The 26,138-nt window shown below is 45.1% G+C and carries 22 protein-coding genes; 16 read left to right on the forward strand and 6 right to left on the reverse strand.

Going from position 1 to position 26,138, the window contains the following annotated elements; translation table 11 throughout:
- Positions 1–94 precede the first annotated feature (94 nt).
- The gene (gene uxaC / locus ACSQ8O_RS11610) at positions 95–1,495 is read left to right on the forward strand and encodes a glucuronate isomerase (RefSeq protein WP_436241695.1); all 1,401 of its coding nucleotides are present in this window, start codon (positions 95–97) and stop codon (positions 1,493–1,495) included.
- Between the two features lie 405 nt (positions 1,496–1,900).
- Here the strand turns inward: uxaC and yicI are convergent, their stop codons facing one another.
- A complete protein-coding gene (yicI, locus tag ACSQ8O_RS11615) occupies positions 1,901–4,222 on the reverse strand; it encodes an alpha-xylosidase (protein ID WP_436241696.1) in 2,322 nt (773 codons plus the stop codon).
- A 146-nt stretch (positions 4,223–4,368) separates the two neighbouring features.
- On the opposite strand from yicI, the gene ACSQ8O_RS11620 reads away from it, so the two are divergent.
- On the forward strand, positions 4,369–5,289 hold the full coding sequence (locus ACSQ8O_RS11620; protein ID WP_436241697.1) for a helix-turn-helix domain-containing protein: 921 nt from the start codon (positions 4,369–4,371) through the stop codon (positions 5,287–5,289).
- Here ACSQ8O_RS11620 and ACSQ8O_RS11625 read toward each other — a convergent pair.
- Entirely contained in the window at positions 5,237–6,061 is an 825-nt protein-coding gene (locus tag ACSQ8O_RS11625; RefSeq protein ID WP_436241698.1) for an AraC family transcriptional regulator, read from the reverse strand. The two genes, ACSQ8O_RS11620 and ACSQ8O_RS11625, sit on opposite strands and share 53 nt — an antisense overlap.
- Before the next feature lie 157 nt (positions 6,062–6,218).
- On the opposite strand from ACSQ8O_RS11625, the gene ACSQ8O_RS11630 reads away from it, so the two are divergent.
- Entirely contained in the window at positions 6,219–7,502 is a 1,284-nt protein-coding gene (locus tag ACSQ8O_RS11630; RefSeq protein ID WP_436241699.1) for a Gfo/Idh/MocA family oxidoreductase, read from the forward strand.
- A 22-nt stretch (positions 7,503–7,524) separates the two neighbouring features.
- A complete protein-coding gene (locus ACSQ8O_RS11635) occupies positions 7,525–8,541 on the forward strand; it encodes a dienelactone hydrolase family protein (RefSeq protein ID WP_436241700.1) in 1,017 nt (338 codons plus the stop codon).
- A 49-nt stretch (positions 8,542–8,590) separates the two neighbouring features.
- Here ACSQ8O_RS11635 and ACSQ8O_RS11640 read toward each other — a convergent pair whose 3' ends face one another.
- Positions 8,591–8,968 carry a YmaF family protein gene (locus ACSQ8O_RS11640; RefSeq protein WP_436241701.1) on the reverse strand — a complete coding sequence of 126 codons (378 nt, stop codon included), beginning with the start codon at positions 8,966–8,968 and terminating at the stop codon, positions 8,591–8,593.
- A 102-nt stretch (positions 8,969–9,070) separates the two neighbouring features.
- Positions 9,071–9,505 carry a methylglyoxal synthase gene (locus ACSQ8O_RS11645; RefSeq protein ID WP_056616729.1) on the reverse strand — a complete coding sequence of 145 codons (435 nt, stop codon included), beginning with the start codon at positions 9,503–9,505 and terminating at the stop codon, positions 9,071–9,073.
- A gap of 248 nt (positions 9,506–9,753) precedes the next feature.
- Between ACSQ8O_RS11645 and ACSQ8O_RS11650 the strand changes: the two genes are divergently transcribed.
- The 6 genes from ACSQ8O_RS11650 (at position 9,754) to ACSQ8O_RS11675 (ending at position 17,242) form a co-directional block, all read left to right on the forward strand.
- A complete protein-coding gene (locus ACSQ8O_RS11650) occupies positions 9,754–10,380 on the forward strand; it encodes a DUF1273 domain-containing protein (RefSeq protein WP_436241702.1) in 627 nt (208 codons plus the stop codon).
- 635 nt (positions 10,381–11,015) lie between these two features.
- Positions 11,016–13,085 carry a bifunctional aldolase/short-chain dehydrogenase gene (locus ACSQ8O_RS11655; protein WP_436241703.1) on the forward strand — a complete coding sequence of 690 codons (2,070 nt, stop codon included), beginning with the start codon at positions 11,016–11,018 and terminating at the stop codon, positions 13,083–13,085.
- Between the two features lie 27 nt (positions 13,086–13,112).
- Positions 13,113–14,333, forward strand: coding sequence for an L-rhamnose isomerase (gene rhaI / locus ACSQ8O_RS11660; RefSeq protein WP_436241704.1), 1,221 nt, complete (start codon positions 13,113–13,115; stop codon positions 14,331–14,333).
- Entirely contained in the window at positions 14,327–15,829 is a 1,503-nt protein-coding gene (gene rhaB, locus ACSQ8O_RS11665; protein WP_436241998.1) for a rhamnulokinase, read from the forward strand. The genes rhaI and rhaB overlap by 7 nt, the downstream gene beginning before the upstream one ends.
- A gap of 9 nt (positions 15,830–15,838) precedes the next feature.
- Positions 15,839–16,600: a DeoR/GlpR family DNA-binding transcription regulator gene (locus ACSQ8O_RS11670; protein ID WP_056616717.1), complete on the forward strand. Its 762-nt coding sequence runs from the start codon at positions 15,839–15,841 to the stop codon at positions 16,598–16,600.
- A 144-nt stretch (positions 16,601–16,744) separates the two neighbouring features.
- Positions 16,745–17,242 (forward strand): metallophosphoesterase family protein, encoded by a 498-nt coding sequence (locus ACSQ8O_RS11675; protein ID WP_436241705.1) that lies wholly within the window; start codon positions 16,745–16,747, stop codon positions 17,240–17,242.
- Between the two features lie 67 nt (positions 17,243–17,309).
- Here the strand turns inward: ACSQ8O_RS11675 and ACSQ8O_RS11680 are convergent, their stop codons facing one another.
- Positions 17,310–18,173: an aldo/keto reductase gene (locus ACSQ8O_RS11680; RefSeq protein WP_236285910.1), complete on the reverse strand. Its 864-nt coding sequence runs from the start codon at positions 18,171–18,173 to the stop codon at positions 17,310–17,312.
- A 352-nt stretch (positions 18,174–18,525) separates the two neighbouring features.
- Here ACSQ8O_RS11680 and motA point away from each other — a divergent pair, with 352 nt between their 5' ends.
- On the forward strand, positions 18,526–19,323 hold the full coding sequence (gene motA / locus ACSQ8O_RS11685) for a flagellar motor stator protein MotA (protein WP_056616707.1): 798 nt from the start codon (positions 18,526–18,528) through the stop codon (positions 19,321–19,323).
- A complete protein-coding gene (motB, locus tag ACSQ8O_RS11690; RefSeq protein ID WP_056616704.1) occupies positions 19,320–20,126 on the forward strand; it encodes a flagellar motor protein MotB in 807 nt (268 codons plus the stop codon). Before motA ends, motB begins: the two co-directional genes overlap by 4 nt.
- A 119-nt stretch (positions 20,127–20,245) precedes the next feature.
- Here motB and ACSQ8O_RS11695 read toward each other — a convergent pair whose 3' ends face one another.
- On the reverse strand, positions 20,246–22,171 hold the full coding sequence (locus tag ACSQ8O_RS11695) for a methyl-accepting chemotaxis protein (RefSeq protein WP_436241706.1): 1,926 nt from the start codon (positions 22,169–22,171) through the stop codon (positions 20,246–20,248).
- Between the two features lie 259 nt (positions 22,172–22,430).
- Here ACSQ8O_RS11695 and ACSQ8O_RS11700 point away from each other — a divergent pair, with 259 nt between their 5' ends.
- The 4 genes from ACSQ8O_RS11700 (at position 22,431) to pstB (ending at position 26,119) form a co-directional block, all read left to right on the forward strand.
- The gene (locus ACSQ8O_RS11700) at positions 22,431–23,351 is read left to right on the forward strand and encodes a phosphate ABC transporter substrate-binding protein (protein ID WP_436241707.1); all 921 of its coding nucleotides are present in this window, start codon (positions 22,431–22,433) and stop codon (positions 23,349–23,351) included.
- A 204-nt stretch (positions 23,352–23,555) separates the two neighbouring features.
- Positions 23,556–24,494, forward strand: coding sequence for a phosphate ABC transporter permease subunit PstC (gene pstC, locus ACSQ8O_RS11705; RefSeq protein ID WP_056616694.1), 939 nt, complete (start codon positions 23,556–23,558; stop codon positions 24,492–24,494).
- Positions 24,491–25,348, forward strand: a complete 858-nt coding sequence (gene pstA, locus ACSQ8O_RS11710) for a phosphate ABC transporter permease PstA (RefSeq protein WP_056616691.1) — start codon at positions 24,491–24,493, stop codon at positions 25,346–25,348. Before pstC ends, pstA begins: the two co-directional genes overlap by 4 nt.
- 3 nt (positions 25,349–25,351) lie before the next feature.
- Positions 25,352–26,119 carry a phosphate ABC transporter ATP-binding protein PstB gene (gene pstB, locus ACSQ8O_RS11715; protein ID WP_056616688.1) on the forward strand — a complete coding sequence of 256 codons (768 nt, stop codon included), beginning with the start codon at positions 25,352–25,354 and terminating at the stop codon, positions 26,117–26,119.
- Positions 26,120–26,138: the final 19 nt, after the last annotated feature.

A 26,138-nucleotide genomic window follows, 5' to 3' on the forward strand; every position in this document is an offset into this window, starting at 1 on the left:
TGAAATAAAAGCACGATATCGCAAGATTTCTGAGCTGATTTTTTGCTAATATAGAGGGCAGATCATTCAGCTTGAGAAGGGTGGAAATCGCTTTATGAAAACGTTTTTAGACGAAAATTTCTTACTTAACAATGAAACTGCCGTACATCTTTTTCATGAATATGCCAAAGAACTGCCGATTATTGACTACCACTGCCACTTAAGTCCGAAGGAAATTTATGAAAATAAACAATTTAACAACATAACCGAAGCTTGGTTATATGGTGACCACTACAAATGGCGGATGATGCGTGCCAACGGTATCGACGAGTCCAAAATTACGGGTGAAGCTAGTGATTATGATCGCTTTGTAGCATGGGCTTCCACGCTTCCAATGGCGATCGGCAATCCGTTGTACCACTGGTCCCATATGGAGCTTCAAACGTATTTCGGTGTGTACGATATCATTAATGAGCAGAATGCACCAGCAATTTGGGAAAAAGTGAATGCGAAGCTGGCTGAGGGTGGATCCCGTGCTAGAGACCTGATCACAAATTCCAAAGTAACGGTCATTTGTACAACTGATGATCCTGTGGATTCCTTGGAATACCACATCAAAATCAAAGACATTGAAGGATTCGATACGCAAGTATTGCCATCCTACCGTCCGGATAAGGCGCTGGAAATCAACCGTGCTACCTTCCTTCCATGGATTGCTCAACTTGAGAAAGCGGTAGGCACGCCGATCCGCACGTATGATGATTTATTGGCTGGTTTAGAAAGCCGCGCTGTCTTCTTTGACTCTGTCGGCTGTAAAGTGTCTGACCATGCATTGGATTATGTGCCTTTTGCAACGGCGACCAAAGAAGAAGTTGACGCGATCTTTGCGGCAGGACTTGCTGGTCAAGCAGTGAGTCTGGAAGATGAGAAGAAGTACAAAGCATTCACACTCATCTTCCTTGGCGGCATCTACAAGAAATTGGATTGGGCGATGCAGTATCATATCAATGCTTCCCGTAACAACAATGGACAGGCGTTCGCTAAGCTAGGACCAGATACAGGATTTGACTCCATTGGTGATAGCCCGGTTGCGGGTGCATTAACGGGATTACTGTCTGCACTTGCTGTGGCAGATTCATTGCCGCGTACCATTCTATATTCTTTGAACGCACGTGACAATGAGATTCTTGCTTCCTTAATGGGCAGCTTCCAAGGCGATGGCATCGCTGGCAAAATCCAATTGGGCGCCGCATGGTGGTTCAATGATACGCGCGACGGCATGATCTCCCAAATGAAATCCCTCGGCAACTTCGGTTTGCTCGGACGTTTCGTTGGGATGCTAACGGACTCCCGCAGCTTCTTGTCCTACACGCGCCATGATTACTTCCGTCGCATTCTATGCAACATGATCGGTGAGTGGGTTGAAGCAGGTGAGTTCCCGAACGACGAACAGCTGTTGAAACAGTTGGTTCAAGGTATTTCCTACAATAATGCCAAGCAATATTTCAGTTTCTAAATGACAAACCTTTGTGTGAGCGTGAGTTCGCACGGAGGTTTTTTAATTTGTGGAGGTTTCGCGGCGGGCTGTTGGTTGAGGTGGAGTGAGTGGAGAGGCTTCATGCCCTGATCTACGCTCCACAGCAGCGTGAATAAATGGATTTAATACAGTTAATTTTACAGTTATATCGTGAAAACGTTGATTAGATGGATTTCATGTAGTTAATTTTATAGGTATTAGAAAATTTGATCCTATCCCGCCAATTTAACTACATGTTTTCCAGCTAAATTGTAAAATAGATGGAATTTATCCGAAATAGCTGTACATTTTCCAGTTAAATTCAAATTCCGGGTAACGGAGCGAAAAGCGAAACTTCCCCCTCACAACGATGAAGAAGTGAAAGGGAAATTTATTTGCGTTCGATTAGATCGTTAGGAAGATAGCTGAGTTTGCGTTGATAACATTGACTTTCAGGCCATACTCATGCGGTAAAAGGGTGCCATTTTCAACGTTAGATACGGATGTTGTTCCTCTAAGTACAAGGCTCCAAGGGACTGAATTACCCGTAGGAATAATCTGAATGACATTACCATCGCGATTTACCGTAAGACTAAACTCCTCTTTCGTTGTCGGGTGATACACACGAGAAGTGGCTTCATGCCCGTCTTTCAACTCAAATAGGTGGAATTCACTATTCGCCAAGTAATCGTAGTCTGGCTTCGCATCAACTGTCCCGATCGCTAACAGCGTGTTCGGTCGTACGAGGAGCGGGATGCTCATATAATCATGGTGCTCCTTGTACCATCGATTACCTTCGGCTTTTTCCCCCGTTAAGAAATGCGTCCAAGTGCCAGCAGGTAAGTAGTAGGAGGCTATACCCGATTCATCAAAGATTGGCGCGACTAGAAGCGAATCCCCAATCATATATTGACGATCTAAGTGATCACACGTCGGATCATCACCGAATTCCAGCACCATCGCGCGCATCAGCGGTAATCCGAGCCTGGAGGCGTCGACAGCCGTTTGGAACATGTAAGGCATTAATCTGCTTTTGAGCTTCGTGAAAAAGCGCAATACATCAACCGCTTCGTCATCATACATCCACGGTACACGATACGAACGGCTGCCATGTAGACGACTATGACTGGAGAGCAGTCCGAATGCGGCCCAACGTTTATATAAATCAGCGCTGGATGTACTTTCAAATCCTCCGATATCGTGACTCCAGAATCCGAATCCGGAAAGTCCAAGTGATAGGCCGCCTCGTAGGCTTTCAGCCATCGATTCGTAAGTCGCGGTGCAATCGCCGCCCCAATGGACGGGGAATTGTTGTCCGCCTGCTGTTGCGGAACGAGCGAACAAGGCAGCTTCACCTTTTCCAAGCTTCTCTTCTAACACATCGAAAACCACTTTGTTATACAGTTGGGTATAGTAATTGTGCATTTTGACTGGATCGGAACCGTCATGATAGACGACATCCGTTGGAATGCGCTCGCCGAAATCAGTCTTGAAGGAATCTACACCCATATCGACTAGCTTTCTTAGCTTCGCTGCGTACCATTCACACGCGGCAGGATTCGTAAAGTCGACGATGCCCATGCCGGGCTGCCACATATCCCATTGCCATACGTCCCCGTTTGGTCTTCGCAGTAAATAACCGCTTTGCATGCCTTCTTCAAACATCGGGGAACGCTGCGCGATATAGGGATTGATCCACAGACAGATTTTCAAACCTTTACTTTTGAGGCGCTGCAGCATTTGTTCGGGCTCTGGGAAAATACGCGTATCCCATTCGAAATCGCACCAGTGGAACTCACGCATCCAAAAGCAATCGAAATGGAAGACGTGAAGCGGTAATTCTCGCTCAGCCATGCCATCAATGAAGCTAGTTACGGTGGATTCGTCATAATTAGTTGTGAACGAAGTGGTCAGCCAGAGTCCGAATGTCCAAGCTGGCAGAAGCGCAGGTTTTCCTGTTAACGTCGTATAATTGCCAAGTACTTCCTTTAAATTAGCCCCGCCAATCAGGAAATAGTCGAGATATTCACCTTCTACACTGAATTGCACCTTAGATACTTTCTCAGACGCAACCTCAAACGAAACGTTCTCGGGGTGATTAACGAATACGCCATATCCTTTATTGGTCAGGTAGAAAGGAATGTTTTTATACGATTGTTCGGAGTTCGTTCCTCCATCACGGTTCCAGATATCAACGCTTTGCCCGTTTTTGACAAAAGAAGTAAACCGCTCACCGAGGCCATATACGCTCTCGCCAACCCCTAGGTCTAACTGATCTCTTACATAAGTAGCCCCGTTATCAGAGATTACGTATCCGATGCCCTTGAAACCGCTGGAAGTAAGCTTGCGCCCCTGATAATCAAATGCTAGATGCCATGGTTGATCTCTTCGAATGCTGGCCTTTAGGTTGCCGCTGGTTAAGCTTGCCTCTAGCTTATTTAACTCAATCTGCAGGGGGTGGACCTCATCTGTGTTGAGTGAAAAGTAGGGACCCGCTTGCTTCTTCCCTTTATAATGATAAATTTGAACACGAATAACATCCTTCAAGGGAGAGGATAGTTTGACTTCAATTAAGGGCGTATCTAATTCACCAGAACGGTCAATGATCGGTTTAGGCGGACCGAAAAGGGTAAGAGAACGATCAGTTGTATACGCATCATGTACTTCAACAGGACTAATAATTTGGTATTCCTTACGGGTCATCCATTGACCATCACTGAATTTCAACGCAGTCAGCTCCTTGTGTACAAATTGTATAACTATACTGATACTCTTAAGAGTCTTTGATTAAAAGTGTAACCGCTTTATGTTATGATTGTCTTGCAAAATGCTGATGCGGTTATATAACAATTTTGATAAAAAGGTGTGACGTTATGAATATGGATGCTTTGCATGAAGGTCGAATGCACGGCGATCTCATGTTCCCGCTAAGTGTGTACCGAGTTGAGAAGGTCAATGACGTTTTCTTTAACTATCACTGGCATGAGGAAATTGAATTTATTTATATGACGGAAGGAAGTGCTCACTTCTATATTGGTTCGTCTTTGACTGAGCTAGAGCAAGGTGAAGCGCTGCTCATTCCGAGCGGTCAATTACATGCTTGTTACCCAGCGAACGAACTTCCGGCCTATTTTCATGCTATCGTCTTCGATTCACACTTACTCAGCAGCAGTGCTTATGATGTCATCCAAAGTAAATACATACAGCCGTGGATTGAAGGGCGATTAATTTTACCAGGCATCTTCCGTTCAACGGATTCGTGGGAGCAGCATGTACGCCTGATGCTCATGGACATTATTAAGCAATTCGAGATAAAGCCGCTGGGTTATGAGCTCAAAATAAAAGCGGATCTGCTCGCGATATTTGCTGAGTTGCTGCCACAAAGTGAGTTATCCTCTGATCTGCCTCGAAACGCAACACAAGCAAGCAAAATTGAGAGAATTAAGCCTGCGCTTCAATATATGCATGAGCATTATAATCAGCGGATTCTGATTTCAGAGCTCGCAGCGTTGATCGGGATGAGTGAAGGTCATTTCTGCCGTTTCTTCAAGGCAATCGTCAAAAAGACACCCATCGAATACCTCAACTTCTATAGAGTCGAGAAAGCGATGAAGTGTCTGGAAGATCCAAAAATCAAAATCATAGATGTTGCGAGTGAGGTTGGCTTCGAGAGTCCGAGTTACTTTATTAAGACGTTCAAAGGGCTTAAACAGATGACGCCGACCGACTATCGGAAATTGATCACAGACCCAGATGCATCATCTTCCGGCATTCCAATGGAGTCTGCGACGTAACTTGCTTGAATACACGTCCAAAGTGAGCGACGCTGTCAAAGCCTGCTTGCTCGGCAATGTGGATTACTTTGAGTTTCGTTTCCCTTAATAAGCGTTGAGCCTCACGGATGCGCAGATTGTTTAAATACTCGACAAACGAGAAGCCAATCGTATCCTTGAATGAGCGGCAGAAGTAACTCGGACTAATATGGAACTTTTCGGAGATTAGCGTGAGTGTTAGTCGTTCATTGAAGTGTTCATTGATATAGCTGACGATCTCGAAAATCTTCGGATTATAAGCCTGGGGATGCTCATCTAGCGTCCCTGGCTGGTCCATGAGTCGCGAGCAGAATATGAGCAGCTGTGTCAGTAAGGCTTTGCTATTCAGCTCCCAACCGAGCTGCTCTTGCTGTTTTTCCCGCAATAAGCTGAAGAGTAAATTCTCAACGAGCGTGCGATTAGCGCCGGAAACTGAGACGATATAATGCTTTGGACGAAACGGAGATAGCGCAATTGAATAAGTCTCATCATCTTTCATAGCGAGCCAGCGTTCTTCGAAATTGATTAAGATGCGCTCGTGCGGACGATCATTGGCATCTAGCGTTTTATGGAGTGTATGTTTATTAATAAATACAAGATCACCCTCTTGCATCGCATAGACGCGGTCTTGAATGAAATAATTGCGTTTACCGCTGAGTAAATAATAAATTTCATAATGGTCATGGAAATGATTCACTAGCATTGTGTAGGGTTGATCTCTGCGAATTCTTTCAATCTCGTAATGAAACAACATAGACACCTCTCTAGGTTAGGTTCTGTCTCTCTATTTTACAGCAATATATGCAAAGAAATAAAGGTATTAAGTAATATTTGATTAGAAACACAACAAATATTGTATTAATCTTGCTATAAGAGATGACATTCTTTTTAATCGAGAGGGGCATTAACCGATGAAAACACGTTATGCGATTGTAGGTACTGGTGGACGAGCTGAATTCTTCTATGGCTCCATGGTGAAGGATTTTAGAGATACATCTGAGCTTGTTGCCATTTGTGATATTAACCAAACGCGCATGAACTTTACGAATGACTTGCTTGCTAACAAGTATGAGTATCATGCCGTTCCTACGTATAAAGCGGATCAATTCGAAGAAATGATCCGTAATGAGAAGCCGGATGCGATCATCGTAACAACCGTGGATCGTACCCATCACACGTATATTATCAAAGCAATGGAACTAGGCTGTGATGTCATTTCAGAGAAACCGATGACGGTTGATGAAGAGAAATGCCAAGAAATTTTGGATGCGATTAAACGTACGGGCCGTCAGCTTCGTGTCACATTTAACTACCGTTATGCACCGCACAATACGAAAATTCGTGAGTTAATTATGGATGGAACGATAGGTGACGTCCACTCGGTTCATTTTGAATGGTTGCTCAATACTCAGCATGGAGCTGACTATTTCCGCAGATGGCACCGCGATAAACGCAATGGCGGAGGGTTGCTTGTGCATAAGTCAACGCATCACTTTGACTTGGTTAACTTCTGGTTGGGGACGCAGCCTGAGACGGTTTTTGCCATGGGAGATCTGATGTTCTATGGTAAAGCCAACGCAGAGAAACGCGGTGAAACGAAGTTCTATCAACGTGCAACAGGGAATGCCTATGCGAAAGAAGATCCTTTTGGACTTCAATTGGATAAGAATGAACATCTCAAAGGACTCTATTTGGATGCGGAGCATGAGGATGGTTATCAGCGTGATCAGAGCGTTTTTGGCGACGGGATCTCCATTGAAGATACGATGGGTGTGATGGTTCGCTACAAAAACAAAGCGATTCTAACCTACTCTTTGAATGCGTACTTGCCGTGGGAAGGCTTTAATGTGAACATTAACGGCAGCAAAGGCCGTATTGAAATGAAAGTTGTTGAGAAATCGTACGTGAATTCCGGTGGCGACAAAGCGGATGAGGGTGCGTTGAAAGCGAAAACGATTACTGTATTCCCGATGTTTGCAGCACCTTATGAAGTTGAAATCGAAGAAGGCGTTGGCGGCCACGGTGGTGGCGATCCAGTTCTATTGAAGGATATTTTTGACAAGCCATCTGACGATCGATTCAACCGCGCGGCATCCCATGTGGATGGAGCGATGTCCATTCTAACAGGTATTGCTGGCAATATTTCATTGCGTACGGGGCAACCAGTTGCTGTAGATAAACTAGTGAAATTTTAACCAGTGACGGAGGTTGAGCTAGATGTGGAGTCCTGACGCAAGTATGGAACAGCTCTATCGCGCTTTCGAGTTGAAACGCGAGCAGAGTCGTACACAATGGGCTGAACATGCGAAAGCTCATATGAAAAAGCGCTTGGCTGACTCCTTAGCCTTGACCATGGAAGAACAGGATGATTCTCGTCCTGTTCTTCTTGATCGTGTCGAGCTTGAGGATCATATTCGAGAACGAATTGAAATCGGAACGTTTTGGGGCTTTCGCGTTCCCATGTATGTCCTGTTGCCCAAAGGCGATTCTCGTAAACGTGCTGCCGTGCTTGCTCTGCATGGTCATGGCTATGGGAGTAGGCAGATCGTTGGTTTGAATGCTGATGGGACTGAGAATACGGGGGAATGGGATCTTCATGGCAACTATGCGCTAGAGTTGGTAAGACGCGGTTTCGTCGTTGTTGTGCCTGAAATCCTCGGATTCGGTGATCGACGATTGGAATTGGACAAGAAGGATGGACAAGTGGGGAACTCTTCCTGTCAGACGCTTGCTTCTCATTTTATGCTATATGGGATGTCTATAGCTGGTGTTCGTGTGCAAGAGGCGATCCGTGTATTAGATTACCTCGTGTCACGCGAGGAGGTAGACGCGAGTCGAATCGGTTGTTTTGGATTTTCGGGTGGTGGCTTACTTGCCGCTTACACGGCTGTACTAGATGAACGCATTCAGGCTTCGGTCCTGTGTGCGTTCACCAATACATTTAAGCGCAGCATCATGGGTGTGCGGCATTGTATCGATAACTATCTGCCTGGCGCACTCGACTTCGCGGAACTTCCAGAATTAATTGGTTTGCTTGCTCCGCGTCCGTTATTCATTGCATCAGGAAGACGGGATCCGATTTTTCCTGTTGATGGCGTGGAAGCAGCCGTTTCCTACCTGCAGCGAGAGTATGCTTTGGCGGGAGTGCCTGAGCGACTGGGCGTACATCTATATGATGGTGTCCACGAAGTGAATGGGAGTCAGGCGTATCCATGGTTGGTTAAAAATCTGTGAATATAAATAGAAAGACTACTGAACAGGGTTCAGTAGTCTTTTTTGTCATTTATTTTACGCTTTGACGGACGATGCTTTCAATAATCAATTTGTGTCCAACGACGACGCCAAGACGAATGACACCTGTTGTTCTTCCAGAAATGATGTGGCGATGTCCATCTGCAATATTTGTTGAGATTTGAAAACGATGGAAATGATTCACCCCTACACCGATATTGAGGCCAGTACGGCCAGAATAGGAATGACGATGCCCGTCAGCAGTTGTCGTAATGCCTTGGAAAGTGTGACGGTGTCTGCCATCCTCCGGAATCACGATGTCACTTAAATTACCGAAGGAATGCCGATGATTTTGTGTGAGAGATGTCAAACCCTCCATGCGATGTCTGAATTGAACGGGGCCGCCTGATCCTTGTTTAATCTTTGCCATATTTCTATCATCCTTTCAAGAAGAGATGATATAAGATATGCAAATCATAGTGGACTAGCTTGGTCAAATGGCATGCATAATTGAATAATTGTGATTCAGGCATTATTTGTTTTCCGTACCATTCAATCGTGGAGAATCATATTTGCGTATTTCTTCACGCCAGGAGAGGAAGCCGTTTTCCATGGCTCTTATCAACATTTCTGCGGTGCCTAGATTAGTAGCAAGGGGGATTTGTTGAACATCACAAAGGCGAAGGAGTGCTGTAATATCGGGTTCATGTCCTAATGCAGAGATGGGATCGCGGAAAAAGATAAGCAAATCAATATCATCCATCGCTATCATCGCGCCGATCTGTTGATCCCCGCCAAATGGGCCTGAGCGCAAGCGAATGACATCGAGTTTGGCTGCTTCACTAATTCTTCTTCCTGTAGTACCTGTAGCATAGAGCTGGTGCTTTTGGAAAATATGCTTATAAGCTATGACAAAGTCCACGAGCAAGTTTTTGTAAACATCATGCGCAACAAGTGCAATATTCATTATCTCTCCGCCCCTCTTTAATGTTAGGTTAGTTAACGTACATTTGTGTGTTGAGAACAGAATAACTTAATTTATTTAAAATTTCAATCATTATTTTGATAAAAACAGTCAATAAATTGTCATTGATGTGCGAAATTTAACAATTATGTCATATAACATGACATAATAATGATTGAAATCTGCACTTCTTCCTAATTCGATCTAACTATGCTAACCTGTTAGGATGATCAACAAGGAGGTGAGTTCATATGAAACGAGTACTGATTACGGGGTACAAAGCGAATGAACTTGGCATTTTCTCATTGAAGCATCCAGGCATTCCGATCATCAAAAAAGCAATTCAAAAACGGCTCATCGCCTTGTTGGATGATGGGCTTGAATGGGTTGTCGTCAGTGGTCAATGGGGCGTGGAGCTATGGGCGGCGGAGGCTGCACTTGAACTGAGAGAGAGCACGCATCCAGAAATTAAACTTGCAGTAATTACTCCTTTTCTAGAGCAGGAAGAGAAGTGGAGTGATGATAAGAAAGGTTGCTACGCTAGCGTTATACAGCGCGCCAATTACGTGAACAGTGTAACAAAGACCAAATATGATGGGCCTTGGCAGTTCAAGGAGAGGGACAAGTTCCTCCTACGAAACTCTGACGGCATTTTGCTTGTTTATGATGAAGAGACAGAAGGCTCGCCGAAGTTTATGAAATTGCAGGCTGCTCAAATCGCCGCGCATCATACTTATCCGATCATAACGATCAACGCGTTTGATTTGCAAAATGTAGCCGAGGACGACGACGGGGATTTCGGCGGCGATATGCAGGATGACATGTCTGGAGGTTCAGTCAGTGGCGGAGATAAGTGGCAGTTTGATGATGACATTTAGGCTGACTGACTGGCCGATCTCCACCAACCTAAATAAATGGAAAACATGCAGTTTAATGCAGTGTATAAGTCCGAAAAATTGAATTGAATGGAAAACATGTAGTTAATAATGAGGTTTTTACCTGAATCAGCGATTGCAGCTGAAAATAGCTGTAGGTTATCCAGTTAATGTCCTAGAAGGAATGATTTTCGCAGAATTAGCTGTAGTTTTTCCAGTTATTGATCCGCTGTAGCCTCGTTGCCGAATGGAAAGACAAGATTCAAAGCCTAATACAGAAATAAACCAAACGGTCATCAAATTTGCCCCTAACACCATAGCTACTCAACAAACATCGAACTTTTCCCCTTACGTCATGGCTAGCTCAGCTTGAGCAACGCTATTGAATTCAGAAGAAAACAAACATATTCGAAGATTAACACAGTAATTTTTGTCTGCGACCCTCAATTTCATCCGAATCTCCCTTCACCAACTAGTTAACCCTTCATTTTAAATACAATACACGGATAAATCTGTGTTTACTTCCTTTAAAAACAAAAATAAAAATAATTATTCAAAAACAAACAAAGATGTGATAAGATGAAACCATCAAATACAAACACATACACATGGGATGTAAAACTTAGGAGGGTACTTAAATGGTTGCGAATTTATGGGAAGCTTCAAAAGCGAATGCAGTATCGAAAGGTGTAGAGGAAATTGTTTATCGTTCTAATCTATTAGGCACGGATCGCGCTGTATGTAACTGGGGCGGCGGCAATACTTCTTACAAAACGATCGAGAAAGATTTCCGTGGTCGCGATGTTGAAGTGATGTGGGTGAAAGGCAGCGGTTCTGATCTTGGAACAATGAAAGCAAAGAATTTCACAGGTCTTCGTATGGAAGATATTCGTCCTTTGATTGAGCGTGACGAAATGTCTGACGAAGAAATGGTTGCTTATCTTGCGAACTGTATGATCGACAGCAAGCACCCGCGTGCTTCCATTGAGACGCTTTTACATGCGTTCTTACCATTCAAAAACGTTGACCACACGCATCCAGATGCGATTATCTCGCTTTGCTGCGCACACAACGGACGTGAGCTTGCGAAAGAAATTTATGGCGATCGCTTCGTATGGGTACCTTATGTACGTCCTGGCTTTACACTTTCCAAAATGATCGCAGATGGCGTTCGCAACAATCCAAAAGCTGAGCTTGTTCTTATGGAGAAACATGGTCTAGTAACTTGGGGCGAAACGTCTGAAGAGAGTTACTTGAAAACAATCGCTATCATTAATGAAGCAGCAAGCTTCATCGAAGCTTGCGTGAACGAAGCGAACCTATATGGCGGATCCAAATATGAATCCCTCAGCGTAGAAGCTCGCAACGAACTATTGGCTCAAGTTCTTCCAATCGTTCGCGGTGCAGTAAGTAACGAGAAGAAAATGATCCTTACCATTGACGGTGCAGACGATGTGCTTCAATTTGTAAATAGCCGTGATGCCGCAACGCTATCCCAAGTAGGTGCAGCTTGCCCGGATCACCTTGTCCATACGAAAATGAAACCATTATATATCGACTGGAATCCGACAACAGGTGATGCAGCTTCCTTGACTGAAGCACTTAAAGCCGGAATCGAAGCGTACAAAGAAGAGTACAAAGCTTATTTTGACCGTAACAAAAATGAAGGCGACGTTATTAATGAAGCAGCTCCGCGTGTTATCCTTATTCCAGGAATCGGGATGATCAACACAGGCAAAAGCTGGGCTATGGCACAAATTAGCGGCGCGCTTTACCACCGTGCAATCTCCGTTATGAGAGGCGCTACAGCGCTTGGAACGTTCGTATCCCTTAGCGAAAATGAATCCTACAATGTTGAGTACTGGCCTCTTGAACTTTATAAATTAACACTTGCTCCTGCAGAAGCTGAGTTCTCCCGTCAAATCGCCTTCATCACAGGCGGCGCGGGCGGAATCGGAAGCGTAACAGCTCGTCAATTCCTCAAAGATGGCGCACACGTTGTGCTTGCTGACTTGAACCTGGAAGGTGCACAGAAGCTGGCAGCAGAACTTAACGAACAATATGGCGAAAACAGAGCGATTGCTGTTCGCATGGACGTAACGAAAGAAGAAGAAGTAGTAGCAGCGTTCCGCGAGTCTATTCTTAGCTACGGCGGAATCGATATTATCGTGAACAACGCAGGTCTTGCGACTTCCAGTCCTTTTGACGAAACATCGCTTAAAGAGTGGAACTTGAACATGAACGTACTTAGCACAGGGTATTTCCTTGTAGCTAGAGAAGCGTTTAAGATTATGAAAACACAAAAAGTTGGCGGCAGCATGGTATTCGTCGGCTCCAAGAACTCCGTATTCGCAGGGAAAAATGCATCTGCCTATTCCACTGCCAAAGCGGCAGAGATCCACTTGGCGCGTTGTATCGCAGCAGAAGGCGGCGAATTCGGTATCCGCGTGAACTCCGTATTGCCAGATGCTATTCTTCAAGGTTCTGCCATTTGGAACTCCGGCTGGCGCAATGAGCGTGCGGCTGCATATGGAATTGAACCGGATCAGTTGGAAGAACACTACCGTAAGAGAACGACGCTGCTTGTCAACATTTTCCCTAAAGATGTTGCAGAAGCTATCGTATACTTCGCTTCATCCAAAGCAGCTAAAACAACAGGTTGCATGATCACTGTTGATGGTGGCGTACCTGCTGCCTTCACGCGCTAATACACCTACTAGGAGGCCATAAAACCGATGAGCGACAAAGCCTACGCATTATTCGAAGAACAACAAGCCCTGAGAGGCATTGATATTGCAGCTGTCAAAGCGAAGCTGAAAGCATTGAAAGTTGAGACGCCATCATGGGGTTACGGAGACTCAGGAACACGTTTCAAAGTTTACAAACAAACAGGCGTGCCACGTAATCCGTTCGAGAAATTCGAAGATGCGGCGCAAGTGCACAAACTGACGGGTGTTTGCCCGTCGGTTGCGATCCACATCCCATGGGATAAAGTGGACGACTACGCCAAGCTGAAGCAGCATGCTTCTGATCTAGGTGTTTCCATCGGTGCGGTGAACCCGAACCTTTTCCAAGAAGATGACTACATCTTCGGAAGTGTGACGAACTCAAACGCAGCGATTCGCCGTAAAGCAACGGATCACCTCCTTGAGTGTGTAGACATCGCTAAAACAGTAGGTTCTGACGTGTTGAGCTTGTGGTTTGCTGACGGTTCTAACTACCCAGGACAAGTGGATATCCGCGCTCGTAAAGCATGGATGTATGAGTCCCTGAAAGAAATGTACAACGCGATGTCACCTAGCATGCGCATGTTAATCGAATACAAATTCTATGAGCCTGCGTTCTATCACACAGATCTAGCTGATTGGGGTATGGCATTCAATTTGGCTAACAAATTGGGTCCGCAAGCCGAAGTGCTTGTCGATACAGGACATCACCCGCAAGGAACGAACATTGAGCACATCGTGACGTACTTATTGGATGAAAATAAATTAGGCGGATTCCATTTCAACTCCCGTAAATACGGTGATGACGATTTAATCGTAGGTTCTGTGAATCCATATGAATTGTTCCTGATTTTCTACCAAATCATTGATGCTGCTAACGACAAGAACCCACAAATTCGTCAAGCTGCTAATAACATTGCGTACATGATCGACCAAAGCCATAACATTGAGCGTAAAATCCCAGCGATGCTTCGTTCCGTACTTAACGTACAAACGCAATATGCGAAAGCTCTTCTGATTAACCTTGAAGAAGTTCGTGCTGCGCAAGCAAACCAAGACGTTCTTGGCGCTGAAGATGCGGTTCGTAAAGCATTTGAATTTGACGTAACGCCTCTGTTACAAGCAGTTCGTGAAGAAATCGGCGTGCCGGTTGATCCAATGAAAGCTTACTTAGAAAGCGGCTACGACGAGAAAATCAATGCGCGTGGCAAAGGCGGTGCAAGCTGGTGAGTACCTCATCGACAGTTCTAGCTTTTGATTTGGGAGCAAGCAGCGGCAGAGCGATCGTCGGACGTCTTGATTCTGAAGCGGGCCGGATCACGATCGAGGAAATTCACCGCTTCTCCAATGATCCCGTGCAGGTGGGCAACCACCTTCACTGGGATATTTTACGGTTGCTTCATGAGCTGAAGCAGGGCATTTTACAAACAAAGCATCATGGTTACACGAACATTGAAAGCTTGGCAATTGATTCGTGGGCGGTTGATTTTGGATTGCTTGCTGCGAATGGCGAGCTATTGGGGAATCCTTACCATTATCGGGATCACCACACGGACGGCATCATGGATAAGGTGTTTAGTGAAGTAGGACGCGAAAAACTGTATGCGCTAACAGGGCTGCAGTTTTTGCAGTTCAATTCCATTTTCCAATTGTATGCACTTCAGAAAAATAATCCGGAATTACTTGACCGCTCGGCGACGTTTCTCATGATTCCAGACCTGCTTCGCTACTTCCTGACTGGCGAAAAGCATAGTGAATTCACGAATGCGACGACCACGCAGTTGTTTAATGCAACGAGCTTCACTTGGGACACCGAACTGATTGATCAGCTAGGCCTGCCGGCGCAAATTTTCTTACCGCCTGTCGCGTCGGGGGCAAGAGTCGGATCACTAAGCCCAGCTATTTGCGAGGAATTGGATGTTCCTTCCATCCCTGTCATCGCCGTTGGCGAGCATGATACAGCGTCAGCCGTTGTTGCTGTTCCTGCGCTTGATGATGACTTCGCTTTCCTTAGCTGTGGGACATGGTCGTTGCTCGGAACTGAAACGGAGAAGCCGGTGCTCACGGAACAAGCTTTATCGTGGAACTTCACGAATGAAGGCGGCGTGTACGGCACGAATCGCTTATTGAAGAACATCATGGGCTTATGGCTTATTCAGGAATGCAAGCGGACATGGGAAAAAGAAGGCAAAACAGCCAGCTTCGCTGAACTTGTGAAGCAAGCAGAAGCCGTGAAGCCATTCCAATTCTTCATCGATCCGGATGATGATATGTTCCTTAACCCTGCTCATATGCCAAAGCAAATTCAGCAATATTGTCGTGACACCCAGCAGACTGTGCCTCAGACGGATGGTGAAATCGTGCGCTGCATCATGGAAAGCTTAGCACTGAAATATCGCTTTATCTTGGAGCGTACAGAGCAGCTTTCAGGCAAGACGTACCGCGGTTTACATATAGTTGGTGGCGGCATTCAGAATGAGCTGCTTTGTCAGTTCACAGCGAGCGCTACACAGCGTGAAGTGTGGGCTGGGCCGGTAGAGGGTAGTGCCTTAGGAAACCTTGTAGTACAATGGATAGCACTAGGGTATATCGCGAATTTGCGCGAAGCCAGGAAGCTGATTCGGAATTCGTTCCCAGTCAAGACGTATCATCCTCAGGATGAGGCGGGTTGGCAGGCGGCGTATGCAGTGTTCTGTCAGGTGGCCTCCCGATCGACGGTGAAATGAGGGGTAACGATGCTGGTAGCAGAAAGATGGCAGAGAATCGTTCAATTAGTTAATGAAAGAGGAAGCATCCGTGTGACCGAGTTAAGTGAGCTATGTCAGGTCACGGAAGAAACCATTCGACGTGACTTGGATCGCTTAGAAGCAGAAGGCAAGCTCATGCGCAGCCATGGCGGTGCGGTGAGCGTGAAGGAAGCGCAGACCGAAGTTCCTTTCATGGAGCGGGAGACGGCTCATGCGGATTTCAAGAATAGCATTGCGAAGGAAGCTGTTTCACATATTGGGGAGGGGGACCGCATCATTCTTGATGCGAGTACCACGGCTTGGTATATGGCGAAAATGATTCCCGATATGGCGATTACCATCATCACTAACTCGATGAAGGTTGCCTTGGAGGTAAGCGGCAAAGAGAAAATTCAAGTCATTTCCACTGGCGGCTTGCTTTCTCCGAAGTCTTTATCCTACGTAGGTCCATTATCGGAGCGGTCCTTGGATATGTACCATGCGCACAAGCTGTTCCTTTCATGCAAAGGGGTTCACGTACAGCGTGGCATCAGCGAATCGAATGAGCTGCAAGCGTTGATTAAGCGTAAAATGATCAGCATTGCAGACGAAACCTATCTGCTGGCTGACCATAGCAAATTCGGTACACAGGCTTTAACACAAGTTGCGGGTTGGTCCGAGATTCAACATGTGATTACTGATCGACTCACGAGCAAGGAAGCACTAGATCGCATTCGAGACAAAGGCGTGCAAGTGCGTCAATTGGATTAATAATATAAGCTCTCAGCCGTTCCACGTTAAGTGAGGCGGCTGTTTGTATGATTGACACATGAGCCCCAAACACTTATTTGCATTCCTACTTATTCCTGACTAGTATATGTTTAATGACTGTTGATATTGGAAGGAGTTAAGCTGATGCGAATAGGTGTTATAGCAGATACGCACTTATCCTACCGTGCCTCGAAGCTGCCCGATGCGCTTATAGCCGGGCTACAGGGTGTCGATCTGATCATTCATGCAGGTGATTGGGTGAGTGAGCATGTCATCGATCTTGTCGAGCAGATTGCGCCGTGTGAGTCCGTGGCTGGTAATAATGATGGTGAAGACATTGTGGAGCGATACGGGAAAAAGAAACTGCTAACTTTCGGAAACTTCCGCATAGGGCTTATCCATGGAGATGGTTTCCGGAAAACGACTGAAGAAAGAGCACGTGAGGCGTTCGAAGCTGAGCGGCCTGATATGGTGATCTTTGGACACTCACACGTCCCATTTCTACAAAATGTTCAAGGAATGATTATGTTCAATCCAGGTTCGCCTACGGATAAAAGAAGACAGCCACGCTACTCGTATGGCATTCTCCAGTTAGGGGAGCAATGGAAGGTGGAGCATTTCTTCTTCGACTCCAAAGAATAATCTTCGGTGACATGATAGTTAAAAAAGCCCGATAGGCTCACCTGAGCTTATCGGGCTTTCGCTGTTGCTACCGCTCATACCACTCGCCGGAAACCCAATCCGTCGATTTCCACTTCAGCACATCCGGATTCGCCAAATGCATAATTTCCTTCAGGAAATCAAGCTGCTCGAGATCGGTCATTGGCTTGAAATTTTTCGCTATCGCAAGATTCTGCTCCAGTTGTTCCATAGACTCCATACCAACGATGGCCGTTGAGATTGGCAAAGATAGCGTGTAGCGCAAAGCTTTCTCATACCACGGAGCCAATTTGCCCAACGCCATGACTTTCATGCCGATGACCGCGATTCCCTTTTCATTGGCCTTGGGAAGGAACTCATGGGCGAAGCTATAAACAAGGTGATCGGCAGCAGATAGTGCCACAAGTGCGCTATCGAATGGAAAGCGGTCAATCGCTTCGAGTTGGACCTGAGGATTCGTATGACCACTGATTGAGATATGCTTAATCATGCCTTGTTCCTTCGCTTCAAGTAAAGCTTCGAGTGCGCCTCCTTTGGCCAAACACTGATCGAGCTCTTCCATTTTCATAATGTTATGTAGACGCCATTCCTCGACATGATCCGTCTGCAGTCGCTTCAAGCTGTCTTCGAGAAGTCGCAAGGAACCGTCTCGCGTTCGGTCATTGGTCTTGGTTGCAATCCATACCTCGTCCCTGCGATTATGCAGGGCTAGTGCTTTACCTAACCGTTCTTCCGATTGCCCTTTCGAATAGCTAGGCGCTGTGTCGAAGTAAGTAATTCCCTCATCGATTGCACGATTCACTATCTGAATCGCTTGTTCCTCCGTGCAATTATGTTCATCTACAATACGCTGGGCGCCAAAGCTTAATAGTGGGAATTGTGCTCCCGTCTGGCCAAAAGGTCTTTTCTCCATTCCAAACATTCCTCCTATACTGGCTAGCTGAAGTTATTATGTCCTATCGTTCCCACAATGGATACCAAGACATACCAATTTTACCACATTGGTTGAATTCCGAAAGAGAGCGAAATAAGAAGGAATTCAATGCAGCTCCACATAATTTAATGAGTAGTGTTCTTCGTCAGGATTCGACCTAATTGGTTCGAAATGATGAACATATGGGCCTTTTGACCTAATATTTTTATGAAAAAGGATTGTGGTAATGCACAATTAAACTTATTATGAATATAGGACTCACTTATTGTCGAAAGCTTGCTTGAACAAGTTGGAAATTCATAAATCGATTACTTGAAGAGGTGCATGAAGGATGGAGAAATCATCAATTATTGGTATTGTGCTGGCTGCAGTATCCATTGGCTTTGGGATGGTATTAAAAGGGGCAAGTCTAGCAGCCTTATTAAATCCTGCGGCCGCATTAATCATTTTCGGTGGAACAGCTTCAGCGCTGCTCATAGCCTTCTCACTCGAAGAGATCAAGAAAATTCCGGTCTTATTAAAAATTATTTTTACGGAACAGAAACTAATGCCCAAAAAAGAATTGATCGAGACGTTCATTAACTGGGTTAGCATTACGCGTCGTGAGGGGCTGCTTTCTTTGGAGAAGCAAGCTGAAGAGCTTTCGGATCCTTTTATGAAAAGCGGTATGCGGCTGATTATTGATGGGAATGACCCTGACTTCGTACGTGATGTTCTTCTTGAAGATATTGCTGAGATGGAAACGAGACATAAGAAATTTGCAAGCATTTTTACACAAGCAGGTACATATGCGCCTACACTAGGGGTACTTGGTGCCGTAGTAGGGCTTATCGCGGCACTCGGTAATTTGAGTGAAGTTGAGAAGTTGGGTCATTTGATTTCAGCGGCATTCGTTGCTACCATGTTCGGTATTTTCTTGGGCTATGTTATTTTTCACCCTTTTGCAAATAAACTTAAGCAGAAATCCAAGAAAGAAGTTGAAATTAAGCTGATGGTCGTAGAAGGTTTACTTTCCATCCAATCCGGTGTGTCTGCCAATTCCGTGAAGCAGAAGATGATGATTTTTGTTGCTAACAAAGATCGTGAGTCCTATGAAGAAAGCATGGAGGGGGGGGCATCCGGACAGTGAGTAAAAAAAAGAAGCATGAGGATCATGAAGAACATGTCGATGAATCCTGGCTGATTCCCTATGCGGATTTATTAACTTTACTACTTGCCCTTTTTATCATTCTGTTTGCTTCTAGTCAGTTGGACTCTAAGAAATATGATTCCATTATGCGATCGTTAAATAATGCTTTCACAGGTGGCGAAGCGCCATTCGCCATGTCGAACTTAATTCCAATTGATGATGCTGCGAATTCGACGAAAAATAATTTTAAGAACCAGAATCCACCTTCCAAAGAAGAGAATAAAATCGAGAGTCAGTTAGCTGCGAAGCTTCAGAAGGAAGAAAAGGATCTGGAAGAACTAAAGAAAAGTATGGATGCTTTCATTAAAGAGAATAACATGAGTGAACAGCTGACAACCAAGTTGGATAATGAAAAATTGACGATCACAATAAGCGATCGCGCACTGTTCGATTCGGGATCTGCGACGATCAAGCAAGAGTCCCAGAATCTAGCCACATCGATGTCGAATCTACTGGGACAATACCCAGGCTATCAGGTTGAAGTGGCTGGACATACGGATAATATACCGATTCACCGAGCGGATTTTGAAACGAATTGGGATTTAAGCGCCAAGCGTGCTGTAAATTTTATGAAATTGCTGCTCGTTAACACCAAGATTCAGCCAGCGTCTTATTCCTCAGTTGGTTACGGTGAGTATCGCCCAATTGCTGAGAATGCGACAACCGATGGCCGGGCCAAGAATCGCCGAGTCGAAGTGAGCATCCTCCGCAACATCAAAGCAACGGATGAGATTGCGAAATAAATGATTTTCGAAAATGAAAAGAGCTAAGCGGCTTAAAATGCGCTTAGCTCTTTTGCTTGTTGGAAGTTAGTCGGAGAAACCGACTAACACAGTCTCGAAACGGTTGGGAGCTCTATGTATTACTTAACCCCCACCAATGCTTTCTTTTCTTCTAAACGCTGCTCCTCGTCCTTGCGTTCCTTCTGTTGCTGGACGTCACGCGGCTGTTCAAATACGGGCTCTACGTTCAATTCCTGTTCAATGGCTGCGATTTGTTCCACAATTTGTTCCACGATATGACCTTCAGCCAGATGGATTTTTATTGGCTCCTCCACACTAACAACCTCCGCAATTTGAAACTTGCTAATTTCTGCAAAAAGCTGCTGAGCCAGCTCAAGAATATCATCCGACTCCTCGGCAATACGGCGGATCGACGCATCCTGTTGGATACTGGTCGAGTTCACCTCTTCAACACCTGCAGCTGTCTCTTGCGCAATAGCGGCAACGAATTGGACGGAATCAACAAGATGATCGTTTTTCGATTGGGCTTGCTCGATTTTCTGATGAATCTGCACAATCTGCTCACGGATGACTAACGTCGATTGTTCAATTCTATTGAACGCGCCGAAGGTTTCCTCCACATGGCTGCTTTGCGTTAGCGCAGATTCACGCGCATCGCCTAGTGAAAGCTGCAGTTCCTGAATCTGTCCTTGCAGCGTCCCGATGATACCGCTGATCGTCTTCGACGATCCGTTCGTTTGCAGGGACAGCTCGCGCACTTCGTCCGCGATCACGGAGAAGCCGCGGCCGTGCACGCCGGCTCTGGCCGCTTCAATCGCGGCATTCAACGCAAGGACATTCGTCTGCGTTGAAATTTCCATGATCGAGCGCACGATGGCGCCGATCTGCTTAGAGCTGGCGCTGAGCGTCTGCATCGCCGCGTCAACCTTGTGCAGCAGGAGCTGCGACTGCGCAGTGGATGCTTTGAGCGCTTGCACGTACGCAGTACCTTGCTGCGTATCGATAGCTGCCTCGTCACTGCTGCGTTTCATTTCATGGGTATACGCGCTGATATCGCGGATCTCTTCTTCAAGCTCGGCAATGAGTAATGAGCTGCTCTCTGTTTTCAACGCTTGTTCATCCGCGCCTGTCGAAATCTCGTGGATCGCTTTGAGGATATCTGAATTAGCCGAAGCCGTCAGCTGTGAGAAACGATGAAATTCATGCGAATGGGCAGATAAGGAAGAAGCGATGCCCTTGGTCGCGCCAAGCATGAGCCTAACCTGTTTAATCATTTGGTCGAAGCTATTACTCAATTGCCCTAGCTCATCTTTGGCAGAGGAATTAATGGTGTGGGTTAAATCCCCGGAGGCAATGCGAGCGACGGCTTTTTGCAGAACCGAAATCGGACGCGTGAACGATGTAATAATGAGAAAAGCGATAACAAGAGTAAGAAAGAACACAACAGCGGAAGCAACCAACATGATCGTACGGCTATTATTGAGTGCTTTGGAGGAGTCAGCGATGGCAGCAGCAGCACCGTCTGCATAGGTTATGTAAAATTTATCGACTAATCCAAAAATGTTATCCTTCAACTCTTGCGATTCACTATATAAGTACAACAAATTAATCTGAAGATCGGTTGGCTTGATGTTGGAGTCCTGAACCATTTTAGCTGCTGAATCGAAATTGTTAATGTAATCAACCGAGGCTTGGATTAACTGACTTCGCCATTTTTGTTGATCAGGAGTACTGGCGGTATCGCCTATCTTCTTAATGGAATCATTGTAAGGTTTTCGTTTACTATTGTATTTCTCAATAAATTCGGGTTTCTTGGAGATTTCAAGTCCAGAAGCAATGATGTTCATCTCCTGAACCAAATTCTTAAGCTCTAAGGCCATTACTTTAAGATCTACCTTATCGTTCTGATCGATCATATGCTGCTTGATTTGTGTCACCTGATGAAGATTAAACAGAGCAACGGTTAAGAAAATTACTAATACACCGCTGAAGCTTGTGATTAATTTTGCACGCATAGAGAAGTTTGACATCATCAATCTAATCATATGTATTCCTCCTATAAATAGACAAGCTTAGACATTCTTCGTCTAATTACTTATTAATATAGGGGACTTCTATTAACTAAAGCGTCGAACTATGTAAACGATTTGTAAATTAAAAGTTTTACATTACGTTAACGTTTCGTGGGTTTGTAATTTACATTCGCTTGTTACCATATGGAAGTAAGGTCGTTCGACACACAAGTAGATGGGGATCGAACATAACCAAATCCAGCACATACATTCAAAGGAGGACATGCTAACTATGTTTAACTTCATGTCGAGAAAAGGAATTACATTTACATTATCCGCGGTACTAATGATGGGGACTTTGGTTGGTTGCGGCGCTAAAACAGAGACGAACAACGCAGCAGCAACAACAGCAGCAACGACTGCAGCTTCAGCTTCTGCTAAACCGACAGATGCACCGAAAACAGAATTGAGCGGGACAGTAACAGCTTCTGGTTCCAGCGCACTTCTTCCATTGGTTAAACAAGCAGCAACAGAATTTATGGAAAAGAACCCGAAGGTAACTATTAACGTTACTGCTGGTGGTTCAGGTACAGGAATTAAGAACGTAGCAGACGGAACATCCGACATCGGTAACTCCGACGTAGAGCCTGCTGCTGAATATAAAGATAAAGGCCTTGTGGATCACCAAGTAGCTATCGCACCTTTTGCATTGATCGTAAACAAAGATGTCAAAGTGGATAACGTAACGAAACAACAAGCAGCAGACATCTACACTGGTAAAATCACGAACTGGAAAGAAGTAGGCGGCAATGACGCGAAAATCGTTCTTGTTCACCGTCCAGATAGCTCAGGTTCACGTACACTAGTTAAACAAATTATTTTGGATGGCAAAGAATTCACAAAAGACGGTATCACTCAAGAAAACAGTGGCGCAATGAAAACAGCTGTTGTTGGTCAATCCGGTTCCATTGGTTATGTAGACACACCGTATATCGATGACACAGTAAAAGCGTTGAAACTTGATGGCGTAGCTTTCTCCGAAGAAAACATCAAGAACGGTACGTACAAATTGTTCGGTGTTGAGCACATGTATACAAAAGGTGAAGCAACAGGTGCTGCTAAAGCATTCATCGACTACATTTCCACAAAAGAATTCCAAGGTAAGCAAGTTCGCGAATTGAAGTTCTTACCAGCTGATTTGTTGAAAAAATAAGATATCCCATCAGAGCGTCTGCATATTCATGCAGCGCTCTTTTTCTGCGTATGTGTGTGGGGAGAATACTCGCTGCAAACGCGGAATATCGCGCATACACGCAAAACTTTTACATTCCCTTAACAATTCATTTACGATCCAATGACATTCGTATTCTATGATAATAGTAAGTCTTGTGTATTGTAGAGAAAGGGGAATCACCCAGTGAATTCCATAGTAGATCAACTTACCAGCAATGTGAAATCAGATGCAAGTCGCCCAGTCGTCACCAAATGGACTCAAAATCAGCATCGGCAAGATAGAATGATGAGGTGGGTGTTTGTTGGCAGTGCTGCTCTAGTTTCTGCAATTATATTCTCAATCATCATTTTCGTAGGTATGCAGGGAATCAAAACCTTTCAAGGTGTGAGTCCTCTCGAATTTTTCTTTTCTACCGATTGGACACCTGGTCAAAATAAATTCGGCGCATTTCCGTTTCTTTACAGCACGTTGCTCATGACACTAGTTGCGGTCGTCATTTCCGTTCCGCTCGCCTTATCAGGTGCTTTGTTTATGGCTAAAATAGCACCAAAATGGATGCGTGAGATCATGCGTCCTGCCACGGATCTATTCGTTGGGATTCCTTCAGTTGTTTATGGATTGATCGGGATGACCGTCATTGTACCAGCGTTAGGTAAAATAACAGGTGGCATCGGGTATGGCATTTTGCCAGCAGCAATCATTCTAGCCATTATGATTCTACCTACTATTCTGTCCATTTCCGAAGATGCGATTCGCTCGCTTCCGGGCCGTTTGGAAGAAGCCTCATTGGCACTGGGAGCAACACGGTGGCAAACGATGTGGCGTGTACTCCTACCAGCAGCGAGACCTGGTATTCTAACAGCGATCATCCTTGGGATGGGCCGCGCGATTGGCGAAACGATGGCCGTATTCATGGTCATCGGGAACTCACCGCAAATGCCCAAATCGCTTCTTGATTCAACGACAGTACTAACCACAGCCATCGTTAAAGATATGGGGAATACAAATTACGGCTCAACGTGGAATAACGCGCTCTATTTGATGGCTTTGCTTTTACTTGTCATCTCCTTATCCCTCATTCTCATCATTCGTATTGTAGCCAAGAGGAGTGAACTCAAATGACAAGTAAATCAACAGATCGCATCGCAACCATTTATTTCTGGACATCAGGCATCGTCATTATCGGGATTCTGGCATGGTTTCTCGTTCGCATACTAGGGGATGGCATCCCGCATTTATCCTGGCATTTTATCTTCGGTAAGCCCGAAGAAATTAAAGCCGGCGGTGGCGTAGGACCTCAGCTTTTTAACTCGTTCTACGTGCTGTTCCTGTCACTTGTGATTTCGATTCCAATCGGTTTATTTTCAGGTATTTACTTAGCCATTTATGCGCAAAAGAATTGGTTCACTGATCTCGTCCGTATTTCCGTAGAGGCACTATCTTCCGTACCATCTATCGTATTTGGTCTTTTCGGATTTCTTCTATTCGCTAACTTGCTAGGACTCAAATTTTCATTGATTGGTGGCGCGGCCACTGTAGCCTTGCTGAATTTACCCGTCATGGTTCGGGTGACAGAGGAAGCCATTCGGACAGTGCCTGACTCCTATTGGGAGGCTAGCTTGGCGCTAGGCTCAACGAAATGGCAGGCTATTCGTAAGGTGCTCATTCCAGCAGCTTTACCAAGCTTGATTACAGGTATTACGTTAATCGCCGGACGGGCGCTTGGGGAATCCGCGATTCTCATTTACACAGCTGGCTTGTCCGTATCGCGCTTTTTCCCAGATTTCAATCCACTCAAAATGGGTGAGACGCTCTCCGTTCATCTCTGGTACATCGGTGCAGAATCACTTGTTCCTGATGCGAAAGAGATTGCCAAGGGCAGTGCTGCTTTACTCTTAATCGTGGTTCTGATCTTCAATCTGCTGGTTTCGATACCAAGTCGAATCTTACAAAAAAGACTTTCCGGGGGGAAATAACATATGGCTATCGCGACAAAGTACAAAATTAAAGCAGAGAAATTGAATTTGTTTTATGGCGAAAACCAAGCACTTCACGATATTGATTTGAATATTGAAACAGGATCTATCGCCGCGTTGATCGGACCATCGGGTTGTGGGAAATCCACGTTTCTTCGTACGTTGAATCGAATGAATGATCTTATTGACAATGTGCGGATCACAGGGAATGTAGCCGTGGACGGACACAATATTTATGGCTCGGATTCCGATGTCGTGTCGCTGCGTAAACGTGTGGGTATGGTATTTCAACGTCCAAATCCATTCCCAATGAGTATCTATGATAACATCGCTTATGGCCCAAGAATTCACGGTATCAAGAAGAAAGCTGTGTTAGATGAAATTGTAGAAAGAAGTCTCGTACAAGCTGCGCTTTGGGAAGAAGTCAAGGATCGACTGAATAAGTCTGCGATGGGATTATCCGGGGGACAACAGCAACGTTTATGTATCGCACGATTACTCGCTGTCGAACCAGATGTATTGCTGATGGATGAGCCAACATCGGCTTTGGATCCTATTTCAACATTGAAAGTAGAAGAATTAACACAAACGTTAAAAGAGAAATATACGATCATCATCGTGACCCACAACATGCAACAAGCAGCGAGAATCTCAGATAAAACCTCTTTCTTCCTGAACGGTTATTTAGTCGAAACCGACCAAACCGATAAGATCTTCACGAATCCGAATGATCAACGTACAGAAGATTACATTACCGGACGTTTCGGTTAAAACACATAAAGGGAGAGAT

This window comes from Paenibacillus sp. LjRoot56 (assembly GCF_964253335.1).
Taxonomy (GTDB): Bacteria; Bacillota; Bacilli; order Paenibacillales; family NBRC-103111; genus Paenibacillus_E; species Paenibacillus_E allorhizoplanae.

What these genes read in the sequence shown, in the direction of transcription:
- ACSQ8O_RS11680 (WP_236285910.1), bottom strand. Translation starts at nt 18,173, where the DNA reads ATGGAGAAAAGACCTTTTGGCCAGACGGGAGCACAATTCCCACTATTA.
- uxaC (WP_436241695.1), top strand. Translation starts at nt 95, where the DNA reads ATGAAAACGTTTTTAGACGAAAATTTCTTACTTAACAATGAAACTGCC.
- ACSQ8O_RS11695 (WP_436241706.1), bottom strand. Translation starts at nt 22,171, where the DNA reads ATGATTAGATTGATGATGTCAAACTTCTCTATGCGTGCAAAATTAATC.
- ACSQ8O_RS11640 (WP_436241701.1), bottom strand. Translation starts at nt 8,968, where the DNA reads ATGGCAAAGATTAAACAAGGATCAGGCGGCCCCGTTCAATTCAGACAT.
- ACSQ8O_RS11635 (WP_436241700.1), top strand. Translation starts at nt 7,525, where the DNA reads ATGTGGAGTCCTGACGCAAGTATGGAACAGCTCTATCGCGCTTTCGAG.
- ACSQ8O_RS11630 (WP_436241699.1), top strand. Translation starts at nt 6,219, where the DNA reads ATGAAAACACGTTATGCGATTGTAGGTACTGGTGGACGAGCTGAATTC.
- pstB (WP_056616688.1), top strand. Translation starts at nt 25,352, where the DNA reads ATGGCTATCGCGACAAAGTACAAAATTAAAGCAGAGAAATTGAATTTG.
- ACSQ8O_RS11625 (WP_436241698.1), bottom strand. Translation starts at nt 6,061, where the DNA reads ATGTTGTTTCATTACGAGATTGAAAGAATTCGCAGAGATCAACCCTAC.
- ACSQ8O_RS11620 (WP_436241697.1), top strand. Translation starts at nt 4,369, where the DNA reads ATGAATATGGATGCTTTGCATGAAGGTCGAATGCACGGCGATCTCATG.
- ACSQ8O_RS11700 (WP_436241707.1), top strand. Translation starts at nt 22,431, where the DNA reads ATGTTTAACTTCATGTCGAGAAAAGGAATTACATTTACATTATCCGCG.
- ACSQ8O_RS11650 (WP_436241702.1), top strand. Translation starts at nt 9,754, where the DNA reads ATGAAACGAGTACTGATTACGGGGTACAAAGCGAATGAACTTGGCATT.
- ACSQ8O_RS11675 (WP_436241705.1), top strand. Translation starts at nt 16,745, where the DNA reads ATGCGAATAGGTGTTATAGCAGATACGCACTTATCCTACCGTGCCTCG.
- motA (WP_056616707.1), top strand. Translation starts at nt 18,526, where the DNA reads ATGGAGAAATCATCAATTATTGGTATTGTGCTGGCTGCAGTATCCATT.
- ACSQ8O_RS11670 (WP_056616717.1), top strand. Translation starts at nt 15,839, where the DNA reads ATGCTGGTAGCAGAAAGATGGCAGAGAATCGTTCAATTAGTTAATGAA.
- ACSQ8O_RS11655 (WP_436241703.1), top strand. Translation starts at nt 11,016, where the DNA reads ATGGTTGCGAATTTATGGGAAGCTTCAAAAGCGAATGCAGTATCGAAA.
- ACSQ8O_RS11645 (WP_056616729.1), bottom strand. Translation starts at nt 9,505, where the DNA reads ATGAATATTGCACTTGTTGCGCATGATGTTTACAAAAACTTGCTCGTG.
- rhaI (WP_436241704.1), top strand. Translation starts at nt 13,113, where the DNA reads ATGAGCGACAAAGCCTACGCATTATTCGAAGAACAACAAGCCCTGAGA.
- pstA (WP_056616691.1), top strand. Translation starts at nt 24,491, where the DNA reads ATGACAAGTAAATCAACAGATCGCATCGCAACCATTTATTTCTGGACA.